Below are 21,159 nucleotides of genomic sequence, written 5' to 3' on the forward strand. Positions count from 1 at the left end.
TCCTACGTGCGCTGCGGGTAGCTGAAGGCGCCGAGCCGGTTCCCTTCGCTGTCCCAGAACCCGAACCCTCGCGGGGCCCACTCATGGGCGGGCGGCCCGAGCGGGTCGGGGTTGGCCCCCGCGCCAACCAGATGGGCGTGGAGTGCCGCGAGGTCATCCGTCTGCAGGTCGAGCACCCCATGGACGACGGCCGTCCCCTCGGGATGGATGACCAACCGCTCAGGGCGGGCTGTCCGGACCAGCAGCAACCGCACGCTCTCGCCTTGCCGTGACAAGATCGCATTCGCCGCGTCCGCCCACCCGGCCTTGAAGCCTAAGACTTTGTCGTACCACGCTATCGCACGCGGCAGGTCCGCCACCGGGATCTCGACCGTACTCACAACGACCTTTGGAAGAGCCAACGCACATTCTCCTGGAATGCGCGAGCGTAGGACTCCTGAATGGTGAAACAGCCGGCGTCGGCGCGCCCCACAACCCCGCGCGACCTGATACGCTGGTGCCATGATCGTGGGCGTCGTTAGAGAGACTCTCGCGGGCGAGCGGCGCGTGGCCATCGTGCCCAAGACCGTGCCGCTGCTCAAGAAGGCCGGGATGGACGTCGCCATCGAGCCAGGCGCGGGCCTCGCGGCCGGCTTCCCCGACGCTGACTACACCGCCGCCGGAGCCGAGCTGCTCCCCCGCGATGACGTTTTCACCAAAGCCGAGATCATCGCCGCCGTACGTGTGTTCGCGACGCCCGACGGCCAGGGCTTAGCCGCATGTACCGGCAAGGTCCTCGTCGGCCTCGCCGACCCGCTGACCAAGAGTCCGACCATCCCGCTGCTGGCGGAGCGCCAAGCCCTGCTCTTCGCCCTCGAACTCCTCCCTCGCATCACGCGGGCGCAGACCATGGACGTGCTCAGCTCGCAGGCGACCGTCGCGGGCTACAAGGCCGTGCTCCTCGCCGCGGGAGCCCTCAGCAAGATGATGCCGATGCTCACCACCGCCGCGGGCACGCTCGCCCCCGCCAAGGTGCTGGTGCTGGGCGCGGGCGTCGCGGGCCTTCAGGCCATCGCCACCGCCCGCCGCCTGGGCGCGGTCGTCAGCGGCTACGACGTCCGCCCCGCCGCCCGCGAGCAGATCGCCTCGCTGGGAGCCAAGCCGGTCGTGCTCGCCCTCGAGAACGCCGAGGGCCAGGGCGGTTACGCCAAGCAGATGGACGAGGCCTACTACGCCGAGCAGCGCAAGCAGCTCGGCGCCGTCATCAAGGACCAGGACATCGTCATCACCACCGCCGCCATCCCCGGCGCTCGCTCGCCCATCCTCATCACCGCCGACGCCGTCCGCGCCATGGCCCCCGGCTCCGTTATCGTCGACCTCGCCGCCGAACGCGGCGGAAACTGCGAGCTCACCCGCGCCGGCGAAACCGTCACCGAGCACTCCGTCCAGATCATGGGCCCGCTCAACCTCGCCTCCGAAGTCCCCAACCACGCCAGCCAGATGTACAGCAAGAACATCGCCGCGTTCCTGGGGGCGATCGTCAAGAAGGGCGCGCTCACCATTGACACCACCGATGAGGTCGTCCGCGAGACGCTGGTGACGCAGGCCGGCCGCATCATCAACGAGCGCGTCGCAAAGGTGCAGGCATGAACACAGCCATGCAGTCCGCCATACTCGCCGCCGACACCGCCCACGCCGCGGTGCCCGTCCCCGTGCTCTTCCTCATGGTCCTCATGCTGGCGTCGTTCGTGGGCCTGGGCGTGATCCGGCGCGTCTCGCCGCTCCTGCACACGCCGCTCATGAGCCTGACCAACGCCATCTCCGCCATCGCGGTGGTGGGGGCCATCATCGTCGCCGGCGGCCACGACTACCCGCCCTGGGCCCGGATCATGGGCTCCGTCGCCCTCTTCGCCTCCATGACCAACATCATCAGCGGCTTCCTCATCACCAACCGCATGCTCCGGATGTTCAAGGAGAGGCCCAGGGGCTGACCCATGAACCTCTACTGGACCCATCTCGCCTACGTCATTGCCGCGGGGCTCTTCGTGTTCAGCCTCCACTGGATGAACACGCCCAAGACTGCGAGGAAGAGCGTCATCGCCGGCGCGGTCGCCATGGCCATTGGCGTCCTCGCCACTTGGTTCAGCCCCTACGTCGAGCGCACCGGCGAGACCACGGCCTACATCCTCGTCCCCATCCTGCTCGCCATCGGCCCGGGCATCTGGCTCGCCAAGGTGCCGATCACCGCCGTCCCGCAGCGGACCGCGCTCTCGCACGCCTTTGGCGGGCTTGCCGCGGGTCTGGTCGGCACGGCCAAGTTCTTCTACTGGTACAACCTCGACGCGGTCCGCGCCGCCGAGCTCTCCACCGCCATCGTCCCCACCGAGCCCGCCTACGAGCTCACGCACTTCCGCACCATCGCCATCGTCTTCGAGGTCGTGCTCGGCTTCCTCACCTTCACCGGCTCCATCATCGCCGCGGGCAAGCTCCAGGAGCTCAAGTGGATCCCGCAGCGCCCCTGGGTCTACAAGGGCCAGAACCTCGTCAACGCCGCGGCCTTCTGCGGCTGCCTCGTCCTCGCCACCATCCTCGCCGTCAACCCTCACAGCGACCACGCCCCGTGGATGTTCGGCGCGATCATCGTCCTCGCCCTCAACTTCGGCTGGATGCTCGTCATGCCCATCGGCGGGGCCGACATGCCGACGGTGATCGCCATCCTCAACAGCTACGCGGGATTGGCCGCCGTGGCGATGGGCTTCGTGCTCGACAACCCGTTGCTGATCGTCGCCGGCGCCCTCGACGGGGCCTCGGGCCTCATCCTCTCGATCATCATGTGCAAGGCCATGAACCGCTCGTTCACCAACGTGCTGTTCGGCGCCTTCGGCCAGGTCGCCGCCAAGGCCGCGGGCGACGGCAAGGAGAAGACCCACCGCTCCGCCGGCGCCGAGGAGGCCGCGGGCATCCTCGAGGCCGCCCAGCGCGTGGTCATCGTCCCAGGCTACGGCCTCGCCGTGAGCCAGGCGCAGCACAAGGTCCGTGAGCTCTACGACGCCCTCACGAAGAAGGGCATCGACGTCCGCTTCGCCATCCACCCCGTCGCGGGCCGCATGCCCGGCCACATGAACGTGCTGCTCGCCGAGGCCGACATCCCCTACGACAAGCTCGTGGAGATGGACGACATCAACCCCGAGATGCCGCAGGTGGACGTCGCGCTTGTCATCGGCGCCAATGACGTCACCAACCCCGCCGCCCGGCACGACAAAGCCAGCCCCATCTACGGCATGCCCATCATCGACACCGACAAGGCCCACAGCGTGATGGTCATCAAGCGCAGCATGAACCCCGGCTTCGCGGGCATCGACAACGAGCTCTACTACCTCGACAAGACGCTCATGCTCTTCGGCGACGCCAAGGGCTTCGTCGGCGAGATCGTCAAGGCCCTCAGCGGCGGCGGGGGCCACTGAAGTGGGGTGGATCCTCGCACAGGCGCAGAGCCATGGCGCCGGTGTTGGCTCCGGCATGTCGCTCATCGAGAGAGCTAAGGCCGGCGGCTGGTACCCGCTCCTGGTGGTCGGTGGAGCAATCGCCCTCATCGGCGTCTTTGTGCTTCTCGTCAAGATGAAGCGCGACAGCTGACGGCCGAGATTTGGCGTGGTCGATTTCAGTATCATCCGCGCATGCCCCTGATCTGCCTCTTGCTCGCATTGCTTGCCGTGCTGTCGGGCTGCTGGTCCCACCAGCCCGCCCGCCCCCGCGCCGCCATCGTCGAATCACGCCAGCTTGACGAGGCCGCGTGGCCTGCGCGCGACACCCAGCAGCTCCGCACAATCCTCGAGCAGACGCCCGACTCGATCCACATCTGGCGCCGGCGCGACGGCGTCGAAGAATCCGCCCTCAACGACGCCGAGCGCCAACTGATCGCACCCACGAACACGGTCGCCTACAAGGGCATCCACGCCCGCAACCTGCTCCGCATCTTCAAGCGCCCCGACAGCGCCGGCGGCCTCGTCGGCTGGGCCGAATGGGGCTACCTCTTCATGGGCTTCCAGCCCAACGGCTTCATCGTCAGCTCGCGCACCCTCGAGAACGCGGCCAAGTCCGAAGCACTGCGCGCCAATCTCGCCCCGCCCCTGAGGGTCAAACTTCCCGCGCCCAAGCCGGAAGCCAACCCCCGCATCGAACCCCTCGACCTCACCCACCTCCACCTCGACGAGGGCCTGCCCGTCTACATCCCCGAGCCCTCTGCTAATCCCGTCCGCGGCGTCATCCTCCACCTGCAATCCCTCGGCGCCAACGAGTACGAGCCCAAGGTTCTCGACGAGTTCCGCGAGCGCGGCTGGGCCGTCATCGACCTCAAGCCCCAGTCCTACATCCGCAGCCCCATCCCCGAGGCGTGGCACGAGGAGATCCGCACCCTCGAGGCCCGGCACCGCGACCTCCAGGCCGAGGTCTACGCCCTCGACACCCGCGACAACGCCAAGATGGCCGCGGCCTCGCGCAACGCCAAGAACCACCCCAAGTACGCCGAGATGGAACGGGTCTTCAAGCGCTGGAGCAAGCTCCGCAAGGGCGGCTACCAGGTGTGCACCGATGCCGACGTCTCGAAGGTCGCCAAGGAGATCGCCTGGGAGGTCGACCAGGGCATGGCGGGCTGCGCCTACGCCGTGGAGTCGATCCTCGACTACATCGACACGCAGCGCCCCGACCTCCAGAACAAGCCCGTTGTGCTCATGGGCTTCAGCGCGGGCGCCTTGGCCACGCCCACCAGCGCCGCATGGATCGAAGCACGCCACCCCGGCCGCATCAGCGCCGTCGTCCTCATCGCCGGCGGCTGCGACCTGCTCAAGATCACCCGCGAGAGTTCATTCCATGACGGAGGCGTCCGCATCATCTGCGGCGAGGAACCCGTCGACAAGGCCGTCGCCGCGCAGGTCAACGACCTCTACCTCGCGTCGTCGAGGCTCGACCCCTACCACACGGCCCCCATGATCGCGCACCTGCCCATCCTGCAGGTGCACGCGAGCAAGGACACGTGGGTCCCCAAGGCCACCGGCGAGATGCTGTACGAGCGTCTCGGCGGCCCCGAGCGGCTCAACCTCAGCGGCGACCACGACGTGCTCTTCTACCTGCTCCCGGGCAAAAAAGAGTGGATGGCCGACTGGGTCGAGCGGGCGGTGCAACCCGCTCGACCGCAGGCCACGGGAGCCGCGTCCGAGCACGCGGCCCCCTGATCTCATTCCCCCAGAGCCATTCTCGAGCAGAGCTGTTCAACGAGCAACTCAGTTGCGGTCGGTCTCCACCTTCCGCTCCACCTTCTCGGTGGTGGTCTTGACGCCGTCGGGCGTGTCGGTCGTGCGCGTCTTCACCGTGGTGCTCTTGCTTTCGGTGCGGTCGCAACCGATGAGTACCGCGGGCGCGGCGATGAGGGCAAGCAGGGTCAGCGTGAGCAGCGTGCGCATGGCAGAGTCCTTCCAGCAGCAGTGGGGTGTACGTAGGCGATTCACTTGGGGACGATGGTCGTGTCCTTCGTCCGCGTTTCGGTGATGGTCTTCTTGCCCTCGGGGGTCTGAACGCTCGACTTGGTCGTCGTCTTCGTGTGCCCGACCTCGTCGTCATGGCGGCAGGCGCCCAGCGGCAGCAAGGCCGCGGCAACCATCAGAACAACAACAGCTTTCATCGCGGGTGCTCCAGGTGCCGGCCTCGCCAATCCACGCGGCTCAGCCGGACGCCTGATGAATGCACCCGGGTGCTCCGACCCGGGTGAGCGTCAGATGAATCCAGCTGGATGCGGCCGCCCCTATGAGCGCCCGCTCACACCAGCCCCGCCGCCATCGCCCCGCCGAACAGCACCAGCGCTACCCCAACCACCACCTGCAACGCCCGCAGAGTGACCTTCCGCACCAGCAGCGATCCGACGTACGCGCCCACAAACGCGCCCACACTTGCGAGCGCCACCAGCCGCCAGTTGTCCATCACCGCCGCCCGCTCTGGTCCGGAGAACGCCACCGCGTACACGCCGATCCGCGTGACATCCACCATCACCGCGATCACCGCCCGCGTGGCCACCAACGACGCCGGCGAGAGCCCGCTGTTCACCAGGAACGCCGAGCGCAGCGCCCCCTGATGCCCTGACAACCCGCCGAAGAACCCGCTCACCACCCCACCCACCGGCATCCACCGCGCCGGCAGCGCCAGCCGCGACCCGATCGGCAGCAGTTCCAGCACACCAAACCCCGCCACCAGCGTCCCGATCACCAGCCCCACCCACGTCACCGTCGCCGTGCGTCCGCCGATGGCCTCGTACACCGCCACCGCCGGCACCGCCTGCACCCGCTCCAGCAGCACCGCCCCAAGCAGCGCTCCAATCACCGATGGCCCGCCGAACCGCAGCACCATCCGCCAATCCGCATCCCGCGCCAGCAGCCCCAGCTTGAACACGTTGTTCAGCAGGTGCACCACCGCCGTCATCGCGATCGCCCACGGCGTCGGAAAGAACACTGCGAACGCCGGCAGCAGCAGCGTCCCAAGCCCAAAGCCCGAGAACAGCGTCAGCAGCGAGGCCCCCAGCGCCACCACCGGCACCAGCACGTACTCCATGCCCAAGTCTAACGCCCGCCCTCGCCGCCCCGGCACGCCCACCCGGTTACACCACCGTTACGCACGGAACCCGCCGCCGCGCGTACAAGAGAGTGTCCCGGCGAGCGCCCGCATTCCAGCGCCGCCCTCACGCCACTCAGGAGCCCACCCATGAAGGCATGCATCGCGGCGCTCATCATCGCGGCCACCGGCCTGGGCCTCACCGCCCCCGCCACCCGCGCACAGGTCACCAGCACCACGACCACAACGACCACCACCACGGTGACCGGCCCCGTGCTCGTCCTGCCGCAGGTGGACCTCTCGCACCGCCGCCGCCCCAACCACCTCCCGCCGCGCCCGGTCGAAGTCTCCGCCGTCAACGTCGCCATCGCCATCGACGAGCAGGTCGCCGCCAGCACGCTCGAGCTCACCCTCACCAACCGCGGCGGCCGCCAGGAAGAAGCCGTGATCCTCCTCCCCGTTCCCGAGGGCGTCACCGTCCGCTCGCTCAACTACGACGGCGTCGGCCCCGAGCCCACCGCCCGCGTGCTGCCCAGGGACGAGGCCCGCTCCATCTACGACGCCATCGTCCGCTCGATGAAGGACCCCGCGCTCGTCGAGTTCGCCGGGTACAACCTCATCCGCACCTCCGCCTTCCCCATCGCCCCCGGCAAGAGCCAGAAGCTCAGCCTCACCTACGAGCAGGTCCTGCCCCTCGACGGCGACCGCGTCGACTACGCCCTCCCCCGAAGCGAGGCCCTCGCCGGCGGCGGCGCTTGGACCATCACCGCCGACATCAGGAGCAAGCGCGCCATCACCGGCATTTACTCGCCCAGCCACGAGACCACGATCAAGCGCCACATCGACAACCACGCCACCGTCACCATCACGCAGAAGGCCGCCGACGCCCCGGGCGCGGTCCGTCTCTCCTACCTCCTCCAGAAGGGCGACGGCCTCTCCGTCTCCACGCTCGCCTACCCCGACGCCACCATCGCCGACGGCAAGGGCGGCTTCTTCATGCTCCTGGGCGGCCTGCCCCCGCACTCGCGCTTCGATTCTCCCAAGGTCAAGCGAGAGGTCGTGCTCGTCCTCGACCGCTCCGGCTCCATGAAGGGCGACAAGTTCAAGCAGGCCATCGCCGCCGCCAACCAGATCGTCGACGGCCTCGAAGACGGCGAATCCTTCAACATCATCGACTACAGCGATTCCGTCGCCAGCTTCGCCGAGAAGCCCGTCGCCAAGGACAAGAAGACCACCGCCGACGCCAAGGCCTACCTCGCCTCGCTCCAGGCCAACGGCGGCACCAACATCAACGACGCACTGCTCGAAGCCCTCCGCCCCGAGCCCGCCGCGGGCGCGCTCCCCATGGTCATCTTCCTTACCGACGGCCTGCCCACCGTCGGCGAGCGCAGCGAGGTCAAGATCCGCGATGCCGTGAGCAAGGCCAACAAGGCCGAGCGTCGCATCTTCAGCTTCGGTGTCGGCTTCGACGTCAACACGCCCCTCCTCGCGGCCGTGTCCAAGGCCTCCCGCGGCGCGCCCACCTACGTCCTGCCCGATGAGGACGTCGAGGTCAAGGTCTCGCAGGTTTTCCGCCGCCTCGCCGGCCCGATCCTCGCCTCTCCAAAGCTCACGGTCCGCTCCCGCGACGGCGAGCCCACTACCCGCGCGATCCGCGAGCTCTTCCCAGCCGAGCTCCCCGACCTCTTCGAGGGAGACCAGATCGTGCTCGCCGGCCAGTACCTCACCGACAAGCCCGTGACCCTCCGCCTCGAGGGCAACTACCTCGGCAAGCCCCAGCACTTCGACTTCGAGCTCGACACCACCAAGGCGACCACGAAGAACTCCTACGTCCCGCGCATTTGGGCCAACCGCAAGGTCGGCGCCCTCATCGAGGCCGCGCGCCTCGCCTCCGCCGAGGGCAACACCAACCCCGGCGCGATGAAGGAGATCGTGGACGAGATCGTCGCCCTCTCCACCAAGTACGGCATCCTCACCGAGTACACCTCGTTCCTCGCGACCGAGCCCAACGTGCCGATGTCGCCCTCCGCCATGCCAGCCCTCAGCACCCGCGCTGCCGATGCCATGCGCGACCGCATGCCCGCCCGCAGCGGCGCCGCGAGCGTCAACCAGGAGCTCAACGTCACCAAGCAGGCCGCCGAACCCGCGCCAGCCGGCAACTACCGCTACTACGCCGCCGACGCCGCCGGCAACGTGCAGCTTCAGGAAGTCGCGACCGTCCAGAACGTCGCCGACCGCACCTTCTTCCAGCGCGACAATCGATGGGTCGACTCGCAGGTCCTCCAGAGCGAGTCCCAGAAGCCCGACCGCACCATCGAGTTCGGCAGCGACGAGTACCTCGCCCTCATGAACGACCTCGCCCGCGACAACCGCCAGAGCGTGCTCGCCCTCGGCGGCGAGGTCCTCCTGCAGGTCGGCAAGGAGCGCGTCCTGGTGAAGGCCCCCTAACAAACCGCACCATGACCCCGGACCGATAGACTCACCCGCACCACGGCCCCCGACCGGGCCGTGCTGCTTTGCCGAACTCCGGAGTGGAATCATGCCCCTGGCCCGCATCCTGGTTGTCGAAGACGACAGCGCCATCCGGCGCGGGCTGGTCGATGCCCTCACCTTCTCCGGCTACGCACCCACCGAAGCCCCCGACGGCCAGGCCGGCCTCAACGCCGCGCTCACCACCGACATTGACCTTGTCCTCCTCGACGTGCTCATGCCCAAGATGGACGGCATCACCGTCCTCCGCGAGCTCCGCAAGGCCAAGCCCTCGCTCCCCGTCATCGTCCTCACCGCTAAGGGGGAAGAGCAGGACCGCGTCCGCGGCCTCAAGGAAGGCGCCGACGACTACGTCGTCAAGCCCTTCAGCGCCACCGAGCTCCTCGCCCGCGTCGAGGCCGTGCTCCGCCGCTCGCCCGAACGCCCCAGCGGCGTCAAGAAGGTCTGCGTCGCCGGGCGCACCATCGACCTTGAGCGCCGCGAGGTCGTCCTGCCCGGCGGCGAGCGTGCCCAGATGTCCCAGAAAGAAGCCGAGGTCGCCCAGTACCTCGTCGCCAACCGCGGGCGCGCCATCGCCCGCGACGAGCTGCTCTCCCGCGTCTGGGGCCTCGATCCCCGCGGCATGCACACCCGCACCGTCGACATGACCATCGCCCGCCTCCGCGAGCTGCTCAAGGACGACCCCGCCGACCCCGCGGTCATCGTCACCGTCCGGGCCAAGGGCTACATGCTCGCCGCTGACGGCGCCGCCAACGCCGACGCGAGCAGTGGGGGAGGAGCGTCCTAGGCGTGCGTTCCCACCGCTGGTCATCGCTGGTGTTCCTCGCGGGCGTGCTCGCCGTGTTTGGCGCGCTGGGGTGGATGACCTTCCACGCCCTGCGCTTGGAGAAGGCCGAGCAGCTCGCCCGCGCCGAGGCCAAGCACCAGGAGAACATCCGCCTCGCCCTCTGGCGGATGGATTCGATGATCGCGCCGATCCTCGCCCGCGAGGCCGCGCGTCCCTACTTCGAATACCGCTCCTTCTACCCAGCCGACACCGCCTACACGCGCTTCCTCAGCAAGGTCGCGCCCGGCGAGGTGCTCGTCCCCTCGCCGCTGCTCCAGCCCAGCGATCCCTACGTCAAGCTGCACTTCGAGCGCAGCCCCGACGGCGACCTCACCAGCCCGCAGGTCCCCACCGGCCGCCTGCGCCCACTGGCCGAATCCGTGTACGTGAGCGGCTACTCCCTCGCCGCCGCGGAGCAGACCCTCGTTCAGCTCACCACACTGCTCACGCAGCCGCAGGACAAGGCCGCGCGCGATGCACAAGCCATGCCGGCCCTCGCCGACAAACTCGAGCAGCCCGCCCCACAGCAGAGCCTCGGGCCACCCCAGGGCGCCTACATGGCCCAGCAGCAGGCGCAAATCGCGACTAACGCGCTCGAGTATCAGACCCGCTCCCGCAACATCGAGCAGGTCAATCGCCCCCCATCCCAGGTCGTGCAGTCCCCAACCGCGGGCCCGCCCAGGCCCCCCCAGCCCGCCACTCCACCGGCAGAGGCATCGCAACCCGCCTCCGTCCAACCCGCCGAGCCCGAGGCCCGCAACGAGCGGACCGCAGACGAAGCACGCCCCGCCCGCCGGAGCGCTCCCCCGGCCCCCATCACGGAGAAGGACTCCACCAAGACCAGCGACTCCGCGCTCTCCGGCGCCGCTCCAATGCACGACCCCCGCAGCGCAGCCTCCGACGCCTCACGCCGCGAGTACCCCTACGCCTCGCTCTCCAAGTCTCAGCCCGACCCCGTCCTCCTCGGCCCCGGCGAGGCCGGCGTCGTCCAGCGCGAGTTCATCCCCGCCTGGGTTGGCCTTGCCGAGCCCCGCGAGCTCGTCTACACCCGCATCGTCGAAGCGCCGACCGCCACGTTCACCCAGGGCTTCTGGGTGGACTGGCCCGCACTCAGCGCCGCCCTCCTCAGCAGCGTGCAGGACCTCCTCCCCGGCGCCACGCTCCGCCCCCTCGCCAGCGTCCCCGGCCCCGACGACCTCGCCCTGCTCGGCCGCTCCCTCGCCTCCGTCCCCGCGGAACTCCTCGCCCCCGCGCCCGTTGTCACCGCCGTCGCCGGCGTCACCCCCGTCCGCAGCACGCTCCTCGTCACCTGGATCGCCGCGCTCGGCGCCGTCATCGCTATCGCCCTCGTGCTCCGCGCCTCGCTCGAGCTCGCCGAGCGTCGCGGCCGGTTCGTCTCCGCCGTTACCCACGAGCTCCGCACGCCCCTCACCACCTTCTGCCTCTACTCGCAGATGCTCGCCGACGGCATGGTCCCCACCGAAGAAGCCCGCCGCAGCTACGTTCGCACCCTCAACTCCGAGTCCCAGCGCCTCGCCCGCATCGTCGAGAGCGTCCTCGACTACGCCCGCCTCGGCCGCTCCAAACACGGTGTTGCCAAGTCCGCCGTCGCCGCCGCCGAACTCATCGACCGCCTCGTCCCGCCGCTCACCACCCGCTGCGAGCAGGCCGGTATGACGCTCACACTCCAGAAGCCAGAAACTCTCACCGGCTCCGTCCTCTGCGAACCCGCGCAGGTCGAGCGCATCGTCTACAACCTCGTTGACAACGCCTGCAAGTACGCCGCAGACGCCGACGACAAGCGCGTCCACCTCGCCATCACTTCAACCCGCGGCGACCTCCACATCACCGTCCGCGACCACGGCCCCGGCATCGACCCCGCCGAGTACCGCCGCATCTTCCGCCCCTTCTTCCGCGGCCAGAAGCACGCCGACGGTTCCACGCCCGGCCTTGGCCTGGGCCTCGCCCTCTCCCACGCCCTCGCACGTGAATGCCGCGGCGATCTCAAACTCCTGAGCGCCGGCCCCGGCGCCGAGTTCCGCCTCCGCCTCCCGCTCGCCACGTGACGCTCACGGCAGCGGCGTCACCCAATCCCCCTGCACCTCTTCCCAGTTCTTCGCCGACCCGTCGTACATCGCGCCGTTGAACCGCCGCATGTGGAAGTAGCCCACGCGGTTCTGCACGTGATCGCTCTGCCGGTAATCCAGGATGCTCGCCGTGCGTGTCGGCGGCGGCGCACCTGTCGCTACAGCCCCCGCCGCCGAGTCCACACACAGACTCGTCCCCGCCGGACGAGTCACGCGGTCGTACGCCACATGCGCAAACCGCACCTGCCCGCCCACGCCCACCGCCCAGTTCTCATCATCGAAGTTGTCCGGGTCCCCCGGCTGCCCCGCGTGCCCCGTCCCGTTCATGGCGTACGTCCGCTGCATGCCCGCGCCGTACTTCTGCTTCACCGTTGGGCACACCAGCACCGACCGCTCCGTGTACAGCGCGCTCGAGGTCGCCCCCTCGATCCCAGTGAAGCTCTGCACCACCAGCGCCCAGTTCGGCAGCGTCCCGTAGGGCGTGCCCAGCGCCGGGCCGATCCCACGGTTCTGGTCCGCGTACATCCGGCAGCATGCGAAAATCTGCCGCTGGTTCGACAGGCACACCACCGAGCGTCCCGCGTCCCGCGCCTTGCTCAGCGCGGGCAGCAGGATCCCGATCATCACCGCGATGATCGCGATCACCACCAGAAGCTCAACGAGTGTGAAGGCCCGCGCCACGAAACAAGTGTAACCGGCCCTGCGTTCCTGCCAGCACCCTCACGAGAACTTCGGCGCCACCGACCAGTTCATCTTCCCGATCAGCCGGGACCAGTAGTCCGAACGCGGGTTCTGCACGAACCGGATCTTCCGCGCGTGCCGCGTGATCAGGATCCGGTCACCCGTCCCCACCGGCGCCTGCACCTGCCCGTCCAGCACCAGCGTCGTGCCCACATTGGGGTCCGGCGACTCCCGGTTGGCCTTCAGCGCCTTGATTTCGATGCGGCTGTGCCCCGGCACCACCACCGGCCGCACCGACAGCGAGTGCGCCGCGATCGGCGTGATCGCGAACGCGTCCACCGTCGGCGACAGGATCGGCCCGCCCGCGGAGAGGTTGTACGCCGTGGACCCCAGCGGTGACGAGATGATTACCCCGTCGCCGCTGATCGTCGGCCCCGTGTGCCCGTCGATGCTGAACGCAAGGTTGATCATCCGGTAGGGCGGACCCGCCGTCAGCACCGCCTCGTTCAGCGCCACTTCCTCAAACCTTGGACGCTCCCCCCGCGGTCCAAACACCTGCACCTGGATCAGGCTGAACTCCTGGATCAGCAGCTCGCCTGCACCGAAGATCCCCGCCGCCTGCTCCCGCAGCGCCGGCATGTCGAACTCCGCAAGGAACCCCAGCCGCCCCATGTTCACGCCCAGCATCGACGTGCCCGGAAGCGCCGCACGCCGCGCCTGCGACAGCAGCGTCCCGTCGCCCCCGAACACCACGATCAGCTCCGCCTCCAGCGCCGCCGGCGGCAGCGGCGTGTTGTCCGCGGGCAGCTCCGCCACCAGCCGCCCGTACTGCTGGATCAGCGCACGCACCTCCGCCGCCGCCGTCGCGGCGGCCGGCTTGTGCGGGTTGACCAGCAGCAGTGCGCTCCGACCCATGCGTGAAACTCCCGTGCCGCCAACTCTAGGTGCAGCAGTGGGGGAGTTCGCCGGAGACTTCGTCGTTGCAGCGGGTGGTTTCATGATGGTGCAGCACGAGCCTTGAGAAGCACCACCAGATGCGCCCGCCCGTCCTCCCCGTCATACCAATAGCCCCCGCGCTAACGTTCCCGCGTGAAGACCGCCCTCGACCTGCCTGAACAGCTCGCGCCACTCGCCGACGCCATCGGCGACGCCCTTGCCGGCATCCGCCGCGTCTTCGACCAGCAGCTCCGCTCCGACCTGCCCCCCGTCTCCAAGCTCTGCCGCCACATCGAGCACTACCGCGGCAAGATGCTCCGCCCCACGCTCACCATCGTCACCGGCATCGCCGCCCATCCCCACATCGCCCGCACCCCGCCCGACGCCCTCGGCTCGCTCATCACCCGCGAGCACCTCGTTATCGCCGCCGTCTGCGAGATGGTCCACATGGCCACCCTCGTGCATGACGACGTCCTTGACGAGGCCGACACCCGCCGCCGCGGCGACACCGTCAACCGCCTCTACGGCAACGAGGCCGCCGTCATCCTCGGCGACTACCTCATCGCCTCCGCCTACCACCTTTGTTCAACTCTCCCCACCAACCGCGCCGCCCTCGCCGTCGCCCGCGCCGCCGTTGTCACCTGCGCCGGCGAGCTCCTTCAGCTCCACCACCGCGATGACTACTCCCTTGACGAGCCCACCTATTACGAGGTCGTCGCCCGCAAGACCGCCGAGCTGATCGCCACCAGCGCCGAGCTCGGCGCCGCCCAGTCCGGCGCCCCCGACCACGCCTGCTCCGCCCTCGCCGACTTCGGCCGCAAGCTCGGCGTCGCCTTCCAGATCCAGGACGACCTGCTCGACTTGACCGGCAAGGAAGCCGTCGTAGGCAAGTCCGTCGGCAAGGATCTCGAGAAGGGCAAGATGACTCTGCCCTTCGTCCACCACCTCGCGCACGCCGACGCCAAGTCCCGTGGCCGCACCCTCCTCCTCCTCGAAGCCGCCGCCACCCCCGGCTCCAACGCCGGCGCCGACCTCTTCAACGCCCTCGAGTCCACCGGCTCCATCACCTACGCCCGCACCACCGCCGAGCGCTTCGTCCGCGAAGCCCTCACCCGCCTCGACGTCATCGCCGAAAGCCCCGCCAAAGCCATGCTCCGCGCCATGGCCGACGCCGTCGTCAACCGCGCCTTCTAGCAGCGGATTGCACAATTGGGGTGACTCGATACGCGCCCACTCAGAACGGACAACTCGCCCCACCCAGCGCCGCGAAGAAGCACTCGATGTCCTGGTCCGTCCCGTAGTCACCATCCATGTTGAAGTCCGAGTTCCCCCCGAACCCACCAAGGGCCCGGAAGAACGCCTCAATGTCCTGGTCGGTCCCGATGTCCCCGTCGAGGTTGAAGTCCACGTACGGGTACCACTCGACGCTCGCCTCCAGCGACGCCGTGTACCCCAGCACCGGCGCCACCGCGTTCTCCTTTGTGTAGAAGCTCGGGTACACCACGCCCCCGCCCCCGCCCGGCCCGCCGCTCGCCGGGTGCAGCGACGTCACCATCAGCAGCAGCCGCCCCTCGTTCAGCGCGCGCGACACATAGTTCTGCACTTCCGGCGTCGACAGGTCAACATCAAAGAACAGCTCCGTCCCCTGCGGCACCAGCTGCCCCGGCGTCAGCGCCGGGTTCACGCCCACCGCCAGCCCCTGAGCGTTCCGCTTCTCCTTCACCTGGTTCGACACATCGGTGGCGGTCCCGTCGGCCGATACCGTCGCCGCGAACGCGCTCCGGATCGACTGCTGCGGCGGGAGGGTCGGCGTCGTGCTGAACGCGCTCGACTCCCCGTACGTCCCCGCCGACTGCCCGTTGCGGAACCCCACCGCAAACACCTCGACCGGCTTCCCGGTATCCGCATCCGGGATGTAGTCCGGGTCCGTCGTCCCATACGACGACGACACATGATCCGGCGTCGGGTCGTACGCGAACCGCATGTCGTTGCTCACCACCACCCGCAGCCGCAGCGCATACACCCGGTACCGCCGCTCGCCCACACCCGCGGGCGCGATCGCCCCCGTGTCGAACCCAACCAGGAACTGCGCATCGCGATCATCGAAACCGGGGCTCTGCAAGGCCGCGTACACCGGTGCGTTCGCCTCCACGCCCGGCGAGGAGTTGAACGGGTACATCCACCGGTCCAGCGCCGGCGACGAAACCGTCCCTGAGGCACTCTGACCATGGGCCGCGCCCGCCACCAGCCCGACCGCACCGACCACCGCAGGGAAGTTCCAACGGATCATCGCATCGCCTTTCAACTCTCGCCCACCGTCAACTGTGCGACAGGAATGATTCCTGTCCAGCGGGAATCTATACTAGAACACCACAACTGCAGTTCCCGCCGCCCTGGCACTCAACTTCCGCCGCGCCCCAGCCCACGGATGCACCCCCAAGCCCCTTCCATTCCCGCCAACCGCCCCGCGCGACGCTGCCCCCTCCGCCCCTGGGCCTTCACCCTCATCGAGCTCCTCGTCGTCATCGCCATCATCGCCCTGCTCATCGGCATCCTCATCCCCGCCCTGGGCAAGGCCCGCACCACCGCCCGCCAGACCCGCGAGATGTCCGGCGCCCGTCAGCTCATGACGGCCTTCTACCTCTACACCGACGCTGCCCGTGGCCAGGTCCTCCCGGGATACGCCAGCCGCGCCATGGTGAATGGCCCCATGCCCGTCATCGGTGACCGCGGCCAGCGCCTCCTCGATGAAGAGGCCCAGCGCTACCCGTGGCGCCTCGCCCCCTACCTCAACTACGACTTCCGCGGCCTCTACGACGACGACAAGGTCCTCGCCGCCCTCCGCGATGGCGAGCCCTCCTACAGCAGCTTCGGCGTCGGCTTTGACTACGTCGTCAGCCTCTTCCCCTCGATGGGGATGAACATCGCCTTCATCGGCGGCAGCGACCGCCACAGCGCCTTCGACCCCATCTTCAACCGCGTCTACGGCAAGCCCTACCTCGAGCGGATCGACGACGCACGCCGCCCCTCCAGCCTCCTTGTCTTCGCCTCCGCCCGCTCCGAGTCCCACCCCCACGTCCCCTTTCTGAGCAACCCGCAGGGGTTCTTCCGCCTCGAGCCGCCCCGCTTTGCCGCCCACCAGCCCCGCGTCTGGGCGGCCGCCTACGACGCCAACTCACAAACCCCGGGGCTCAACTCCGGATTTGCCGCATTGAGGTATGGCGGGAAGGCCGTGGCCGCGCATCTGGATGCGCATGTCGGGGTCGCAAGCTGGGATGACCTGAACGACATGCGCCTCTGGGCCGATCAGGCCACGGGGCCCGATTGGGCCCTCACCCCTCGTTGAAACCGGACCCGAACCCCTTGCGTACGGGAATCAGGTCCGGTATCCGACGAATTTCCGATGTGAGTGACGCCCCCGGGCCGAAACCCGGTTGCACGAGGGGTGGGAGGCAGGTAGAGTCATTCTGAGCGGGACTCGTTCTGGGTCGGTCGTTGTGGGTCGTTGAGCGTTAGATCGTGGTCGGGACAGCCCCGGGTCCGGGGCCTTGTAGCTCATGGAGCGCAGAATTATGTTGAATCTCCCGCGGGTGCGTCGTGCCTTTACCCTCATCGAGCTGCTGGTGGTGATCGCCATCATCGCGCTCCTCATCGGCATCCTGCTCCCCGCCCTCAGCAAGGCCAAGTGCTCGGGCCGCATGGCCCAGGAAGGCTCGCTCGCCCACCAGATGACGCTGGCCTTCGCGTCCTACTCCTCGGAGTCCCGCGACAAGATCATGCCCGCCGGCGCCCACTGGGCCTGGAACCACGGCGTCAACGAGTACACGCTGTTCGCATCCGACCCCCTCACCAAGGGCAAGATGATGGACGGCTCCTGCCTCAAGGTCTGGACGCCCTACTACTGGCACGCCAGCAACTGGTCGATGCAGCAGGTGCAGCTCGACAAGGCCACCCGCCAGGACTTCGACAAGCGTCTTGACGAGGGCACCGACTCTGGCCCGTTCCGCTGGCACAACAACAGCACCGACATCCTCAACGCCTACGCGTACCACCCCTCACTGGGCGTGAACGGCGTTTACGTCGGCGGCGCCTACCAGTTCGGCGCGTTCCGTGGCCAGGGGCCCGGGCGCGGCGCCCCCTACATGGACAACTACGGCAACCCCACCCCTGCCGGCAATCCCCGCGCTTCCGGCGGCAACTTCTACGTTCAGCGCACGGCTGACGTCCGCAACCCCGCATCGCTCATCCACCTCGCGTCCGCCCGCGGCGCCGACGTCATGGGTGGCGGCGCCCTCTGGGGCTGGGGCCAGGACCTCCCGAACCCGACCAGTGCGACCCACGTCATCCGCCCGGGCTACTGGATCGTCCTCCCGCCGAAGGCTTCGCCCTATCAGCGCAGCGCTGCTCTCGGCGCGGCCTTCACGCTGGCGAACGCCTGGAGCACCAGCAACACCTTCGACAAGCGGCAGCCGCCCAGCACCTGGGGCATGCTCGACATGCGCTGCAACGGCAAGGCTGTCACCGCCCAGATGGACGGCAGCGTCAAGTACCAGAACCTGGCTGAACTCCGCGACATGACCAAGTGGAGCAACCACGCCACCAACCCGGACTGGAACTTCAACCCCGCCGACATCCGCTAAGCGGATCTCGCTCGACTGACTTCGAGAGCCCCACGCTACGCGTGGGGCTTTCCGTTTTTGCCCGGCTTCGGCACCGCGAGGAGCGCCAACGACAGCGCCGCCAGCACCACATCCACACCAATCACGGCCCCCCGCGAAGGCCTCACCTCACCCAGCCCCCAGATCCCGCCACACCCGCACCCCGCCGCCTCGAACACCCCCGCGTCCACGCGCGAGACGTACACCGCGAACGCGAGCAGCAGCAGCGCCGACACGCACGCCGCCGCGATGAGCAGCCCCCGCCGCACCGGGGCCGCCGCGGTCACGAACAGCACGCCCCCGAGCACGACCTCCACCGCAGGCACCACCCACGCGAGGTCGATCACGCGGTCCGGTAGCACGCCGTGCGCGCTGAGCACGCCCTCGAACGAAGATAGCCCCACCAGCTTCGTCGCACCCGCGCCCACCCACACCACCGTCAGCAGCAGGCTGATCGCGCGGTGCACGCGAGGCCACGTCAGTACACGTGTCGGGGCAGGGGGCTTCACGCCCGTACTCTAGCGGGCGAGCCTTCCCCCCTACGGTTGCCCCATGACCTCTCCGACGACCGACTTCGTCTCCGAGCTTCAATGGCGCGGCCTCATAGCCCAGACCACCGGCGAGCCCGAGCTCCGCGCCCACCTCGCCTCTGCCACCCGGCGCGGCTACGCCGGGTTCGACCCCACTTCCGACTCCTTCACCATCGGCAACATGGTCCCCATGATGCTCCTGGCCCACTTCCAGCGCGCCGGCCACATCCCGGTCGTGGTTGGCGGCGGCGGCACCGGCCTCATCGGCGACCCCTCGGGCAAAACCGCCGAGCGCCAGCTCCTCACCCGCGAGAAGGTCGAGGCCAACGTCGCCAGCCAGAAACGGATCTTCGAGAAGATCATCGACTTCAGCGGCCCCCGCGCCGGCATCATGGTCAACAACGCCGACTGGCTCTGCGCTATCAGCTACCTCGAGGCGCTCCGCGACATCGGCAAGTACTTCAGCGTCAACGCCATGATCCAAAAGGAGTCGGTCCGCGAGCGCCTCAGCAACCGCGACCAGGGCATCAGCTACACCGAGTTCTCCTACATGGTCCTCCAGGCCTACGACTTCCTGCACCTGCACCAGAAGCACGGCGTCACTATGCAGCTGGGCGGCAGTGACCAGTGGGGCAACATCACCGCCGGCACCGACCTCATCCGCAAGGTCCACGCCGCCAGCGGCTCAACAGGCCCCGCCCCCGACGTCCACGGCCTCACCACCCCCCTCATCACCAAGGCCGACGGCACCAAGTTCGGCAAGACCGAGTCCGGCGCCGTTTGGATGACCGCCGACCGCACCAGCCCCTACGCCTTCTACCAGTTCTGGCTCAACGCCGACGACGCCGACGTCGAGCGCTTCCTCAAAACCTTCACCTTCCTCCCGCGCGAGCGCATCGAAGAGCTCATGCTCCTCCAAAAGAGCAACCCCGGCGCCCGCGAGGCCCAGCGCGCCCTCGCCCGCAGCGTCACCGAGATGCTCCACGGCAAGACCGAGCTCGACCACGCCGAGGCCGCGGCCAAGGCCCTCTTCTCCGGCGAGATCGCCGGCCTCCCCGAGAAGACCCTGCTCGAGGCCCTCGCCAGCGTCCCCAGCAGCGACCAGCCGCGCACGCAGCTCGAGGGCGACGGCGTGCCCATCCTCGACCTGCTCGTCACCACCGGCCTCGCCGCGAGCAAGCGCGAAGCCAAGGAGTTCCTCGCCGGCGGCTCCGTCGCCCTCAACGGCCGCAAGGTCGGCCCCGAGGACCGCGCCAGAACCGCCGACCTGCTCCACGGCTCCATCATCGCCCTCCGCCGCGGCAAGAAGAACTGGCACGTGACCCGCTGGAAGTAGCTGGTAGACTGCAAACCGCCCTCGGCTCAGCCGATGGCCTGGAGGTCCGGATGTCCCCCCTCATGCACAAGCTCGGCGCGTCATTGGCCGTCTCACTCGTGCTCGCCTCCACGAGCACGGCCCAGGTCGATCGCTTCAACAAGCCGCGCGACCAGCGCCAGCCGGAAACCAAGCAGCCCGCCAAGGCGCCCGCGAAAGAAGTGAAGTGGCCCGCGACCCCCGTCAAGGACCTCAACGCCCAGAAGGACTTCCGCAACAAGAAGCCCCCGGCCTTCAAGGTTGAGAAGTGGCTGAACAAGGAGCCCGACCGCGAGAATAGGGTCGTCCTCATCGACTTCTGGGCCACCTGGTGCGGCCCCTGCCGGCGCGTCATCCCCGAGCTCAAGGCCTGGCAGGAGAAGTACAAGGACGACCTCGTCGTCATCGGCATCAGCAACGAGGCCCCGCGCGAGGTCGAGAACTTCATGCGCGCCCAGCAGATCACCTACGCCATGGCCATCGACACCAAGCAGACGATGTCCAAGGCCATCGGCATCGGCGGCATCCCCCACGTGCTCGTGATCAGCAGCGACGGCATCGTCCGCTGGCAGGGCTTCCCCGGCGGCGAGGACCCGCTCACCGAAGAGAAGCTCGCCCAGATCATCGAGGCCGACAAGGCCATGCGCGCCCGGGCGGAGGCCGAGGCGCAGGACACCCAGAAGCCCGACGCCGCGCCCGAGAAGGACAAGCCCCGGAAGACCACCGCCCCCGAGCGCATGCGCACCGACCGCCCCGCGCGCACACCCACCGACTACACACTCCCCGACTCCTCCGACGAGCTCCGCGCCCACATCGAGAAGCTCCGCCAGCAGCGCAAGGACATCGAGGCCGACAACGCCCGCCTCCGCGCCAAGATCAAGGAGCTCGAGGGCAAGAAGGACGCCGACGGAGCCATCACCGGCGCGTACCTCGAGATCAGCGCGAACGCCACCAAGCTCACCAAGCTCAACGCCGAGCTCGACGCCGCGGAAGCCAAGCTCAAGACCCTCAAGCCCTGAGC

At 68.7% G+C, this 21,159-nt stretch carries 20 protein-coding genes; 12 read left to right on the forward strand and 8 right to left on the reverse strand.

Annotated features, from left to right (window positions below; all coding sequences use genetic code 11):
- Positions 1 to 2: 2 nt before the first annotated feature.
- Positions 3 to 380, reverse strand: a complete 378-nt coding sequence (locus tag VD997_07895; GenBank protein ID HYE61904.1) for a VOC family protein — start codon at positions 378 to 380, stop codon at positions 3 to 5.
- 121 nt (positions 381 to 501) lie between these two features.
- On the opposite strand from VD997_07895, the gene VD997_07900 reads away from it, so the two are divergent.
- From VD997_07900 to VD997_07915, 4 genes are all read left to right on the forward strand, one after another.
- Positions 502 to 1,629: an NAD(P) transhydrogenase subunit alpha gene (locus tag VD997_07900; GenBank protein HYE61905.1), complete on the forward strand. Its 1,128-nt coding sequence runs from the start codon at positions 502 to 504 to the stop codon at positions 1,627 to 1,629.
- A complete protein-coding gene (locus tag VD997_07905; GenBank protein HYE61906.1) occupies positions 1,626 to 1,970 on the forward strand; it encodes an NAD(P) transhydrogenase subunit alpha in 345 nt (114 codons plus the stop codon). Before VD997_07900 ends, VD997_07905 begins: the two co-directional genes overlap by 4 nt.
- Positions 1,971 to 1,973: 3 nt before the next feature.
- On the forward strand, positions 1,974 to 3,443 hold the full coding sequence (locus tag VD997_07910) for an NAD(P)(+) transhydrogenase (Re/Si-specific) subunit beta (protein ID HYE61907.1): 1,470 nt from the start codon (positions 1,974 to 1,976) through the stop codon (positions 3,441 to 3,443).
- Positions 3,444 to 3,656: 213 nt separating this feature from the next.
- Entirely contained in the window at positions 3,657 to 5,210 is a 1,554-nt protein-coding gene (locus VD997_07915) for a hypothetical protein (GenBank protein ID HYE61908.1), read from the forward strand.
- A gap of 48 nt (positions 5,211 to 5,258) precedes the next feature.
- Here the strand turns inward: VD997_07915 and VD997_07920 are convergent, their stop codons facing one another.
- From VD997_07920 to VD997_07930, 3 genes are all read right to left on the reverse strand, one after another.
- Positions 5,259 to 5,438 (reverse strand): hypothetical protein, encoded by a 180-nt coding sequence (locus VD997_07920; protein HYE61909.1) that lies wholly within the window; start codon positions 5,436 to 5,438, stop codon positions 5,259 to 5,261.
- 41 nt (positions 5,439 to 5,479) lie between these two features.
- Entirely contained in the window at positions 5,480 to 5,656 is a 177-nt protein-coding gene (locus VD997_07925) for a hypothetical protein (protein ID HYE61910.1), read from the reverse strand.
- A gap of 134 nt (positions 5,657 to 5,790) precedes the next feature.
- Positions 5,791 to 6,576, reverse strand: a complete 786-nt coding sequence (locus tag VD997_07930; GenBank protein HYE61911.1) for a TSUP family transporter — start codon at positions 6,574 to 6,576, stop codon at positions 5,791 to 5,793.
- A gap of 150 nt (positions 6,577 to 6,726) precedes the next feature.
- Between VD997_07930 and VD997_07935 the strand changes: the two genes are divergently transcribed.
- The 3 genes from VD997_07935 to VD997_07945 all read left to right on the forward strand — a co-directional run bounded on the left by VD997_07935 (position 6,727) and on the right by VD997_07945 (position 11,958).
- Positions 6,727 to 9,024, forward strand: coding sequence for a VWA domain-containing protein (locus VD997_07935; GenBank protein ID HYE61912.1), 2,298 nt, complete (start codon positions 6,727 to 6,729; stop codon positions 9,022 to 9,024).
- Between the two features lie 91 nt (positions 9,025 to 9,115).
- A complete protein-coding gene (locus VD997_07940) occupies positions 9,116 to 9,853 on the forward strand; it encodes a response regulator transcription factor (GenBank protein ID HYE61913.1) in 738 nt (245 codons plus the stop codon).
- A 2-nt stretch (positions 9,854 to 9,855) separates the two neighbouring features.
- Complete coding sequence (locus tag VD997_07945) at positions 9,856 to 11,958, forward strand: ATP-binding protein (protein ID HYE61914.1); 2,103 nt, start codon at positions 9,856 to 9,858, stop codon at positions 11,956 to 11,958.
- Positions 11,959 to 11,961: 3 nt separating this feature from the next.
- Here VD997_07945 and VD997_07950 read toward each other — a convergent pair whose 3' ends face one another.
- Both VD997_07950 and VD997_07955 read right to left on the reverse strand, forming a co-directional pair.
- Positions 11,962 to 12,660 carry a type II secretion system protein gene (locus VD997_07950; GenBank protein ID HYE61915.1) on the reverse strand — a complete coding sequence of 233 codons (699 nt, stop codon included), beginning with the start codon at positions 12,658 to 12,660 and terminating at the stop codon, positions 11,962 to 11,964.
- Positions 12,661 to 12,699: 39 nt separating this feature from the next.
- Entirely contained in the window at positions 12,700 to 13,575 is an 876-nt protein-coding gene (locus tag VD997_07955) for an NAD(+)/NADH kinase (GenBank protein HYE61916.1), read from the reverse strand.
- Positions 13,576 to 13,749: 174 nt separating this feature from the next.
- On the opposite strand from VD997_07955, the gene VD997_07960 reads away from it, so the two are divergent.
- Entirely contained in the window at positions 13,750 to 14,790 is a 1,041-nt protein-coding gene (locus tag VD997_07960; protein HYE61917.1) for a polyprenyl synthetase family protein, read from the forward strand.
- A gap of 40 nt (positions 14,791 to 14,830) precedes the next feature.
- Here the strand turns inward: VD997_07960 and VD997_07965 are convergent, their stop codons facing one another.
- Positions 14,831 to 15,886 (reverse strand): hypothetical protein, encoded by a 1,056-nt coding sequence (locus VD997_07965; GenBank protein ID HYE61918.1) that lies wholly within the window; start codon positions 15,884 to 15,886, stop codon positions 14,831 to 14,833.
- 138 nt (positions 15,887 to 16,024) lie between these two features.
- Here VD997_07965 and VD997_07970 point away from each other — a divergent pair, with 138 nt between their 5' ends.
- Together VD997_07970 and VD997_07975 are read left to right on the forward strand one after the other, a co-directional pair.
- On the forward strand, positions 16,025 to 16,942 hold the full coding sequence (locus VD997_07970; GenBank protein ID HYE61919.1) for a prepilin-type N-terminal cleavage/methylation domain-containing protein: 918 nt from the start codon (positions 16,025 to 16,027) through the stop codon (positions 16,940 to 16,942).
- Between the two features lie 226 nt (positions 16,943 to 17,168).
- A complete protein-coding gene (locus VD997_07975) occupies positions 17,169 to 18,236 on the forward strand; it encodes a prepilin-type N-terminal cleavage/methylation domain-containing protein (protein HYE61920.1) in 1,068 nt (355 codons plus the stop codon).
- Between the two features lie 35 nt (positions 18,237 to 18,271).
- On the opposite strand, the gene VD997_07980 is transcribed toward VD997_07975, so the two are convergent.
- On the reverse strand, positions 18,272 to 18,763 hold the full coding sequence (locus tag VD997_07980) for a MauE/DoxX family redox-associated membrane protein (protein ID HYE61921.1): 492 nt from the start codon (positions 18,761 to 18,763) through the stop codon (positions 18,272 to 18,274).
- A gap of 43 nt (positions 18,764 to 18,806) precedes the next feature.
- Between VD997_07980 and tyrS the strand changes: the two genes are divergently transcribed.
- Together tyrS and VD997_07990 are read left to right on the forward strand one after the other, a co-directional pair.
- Positions 18,807 to 20,120, forward strand: coding sequence for a tyrosine--tRNA ligase (gene tyrS / locus VD997_07985; GenBank protein ID HYE61922.1), 1,314 nt, complete (start codon positions 18,807 to 18,809; stop codon positions 20,118 to 20,120).
- 50 nt (positions 20,121 to 20,170) lie between these two features.
- Positions 20,171 to 21,157: a TlpA disulfide reductase family protein gene (locus tag VD997_07990; protein ID HYE61923.1), complete on the forward strand. Its 987-nt coding sequence runs from the start codon at positions 20,171 to 20,173 to the stop codon at positions 21,155 to 21,157.
- Positions 21,158 to 21,159: the final 2 nt, after the last annotated feature.

The organism is Phycisphaerales bacterium (assembly GCA_035627955.1).
GTDB lineage: Bacteria > Planctomycetota > Phycisphaerae > Phycisphaerales > UBA1924 > JAEYTB01.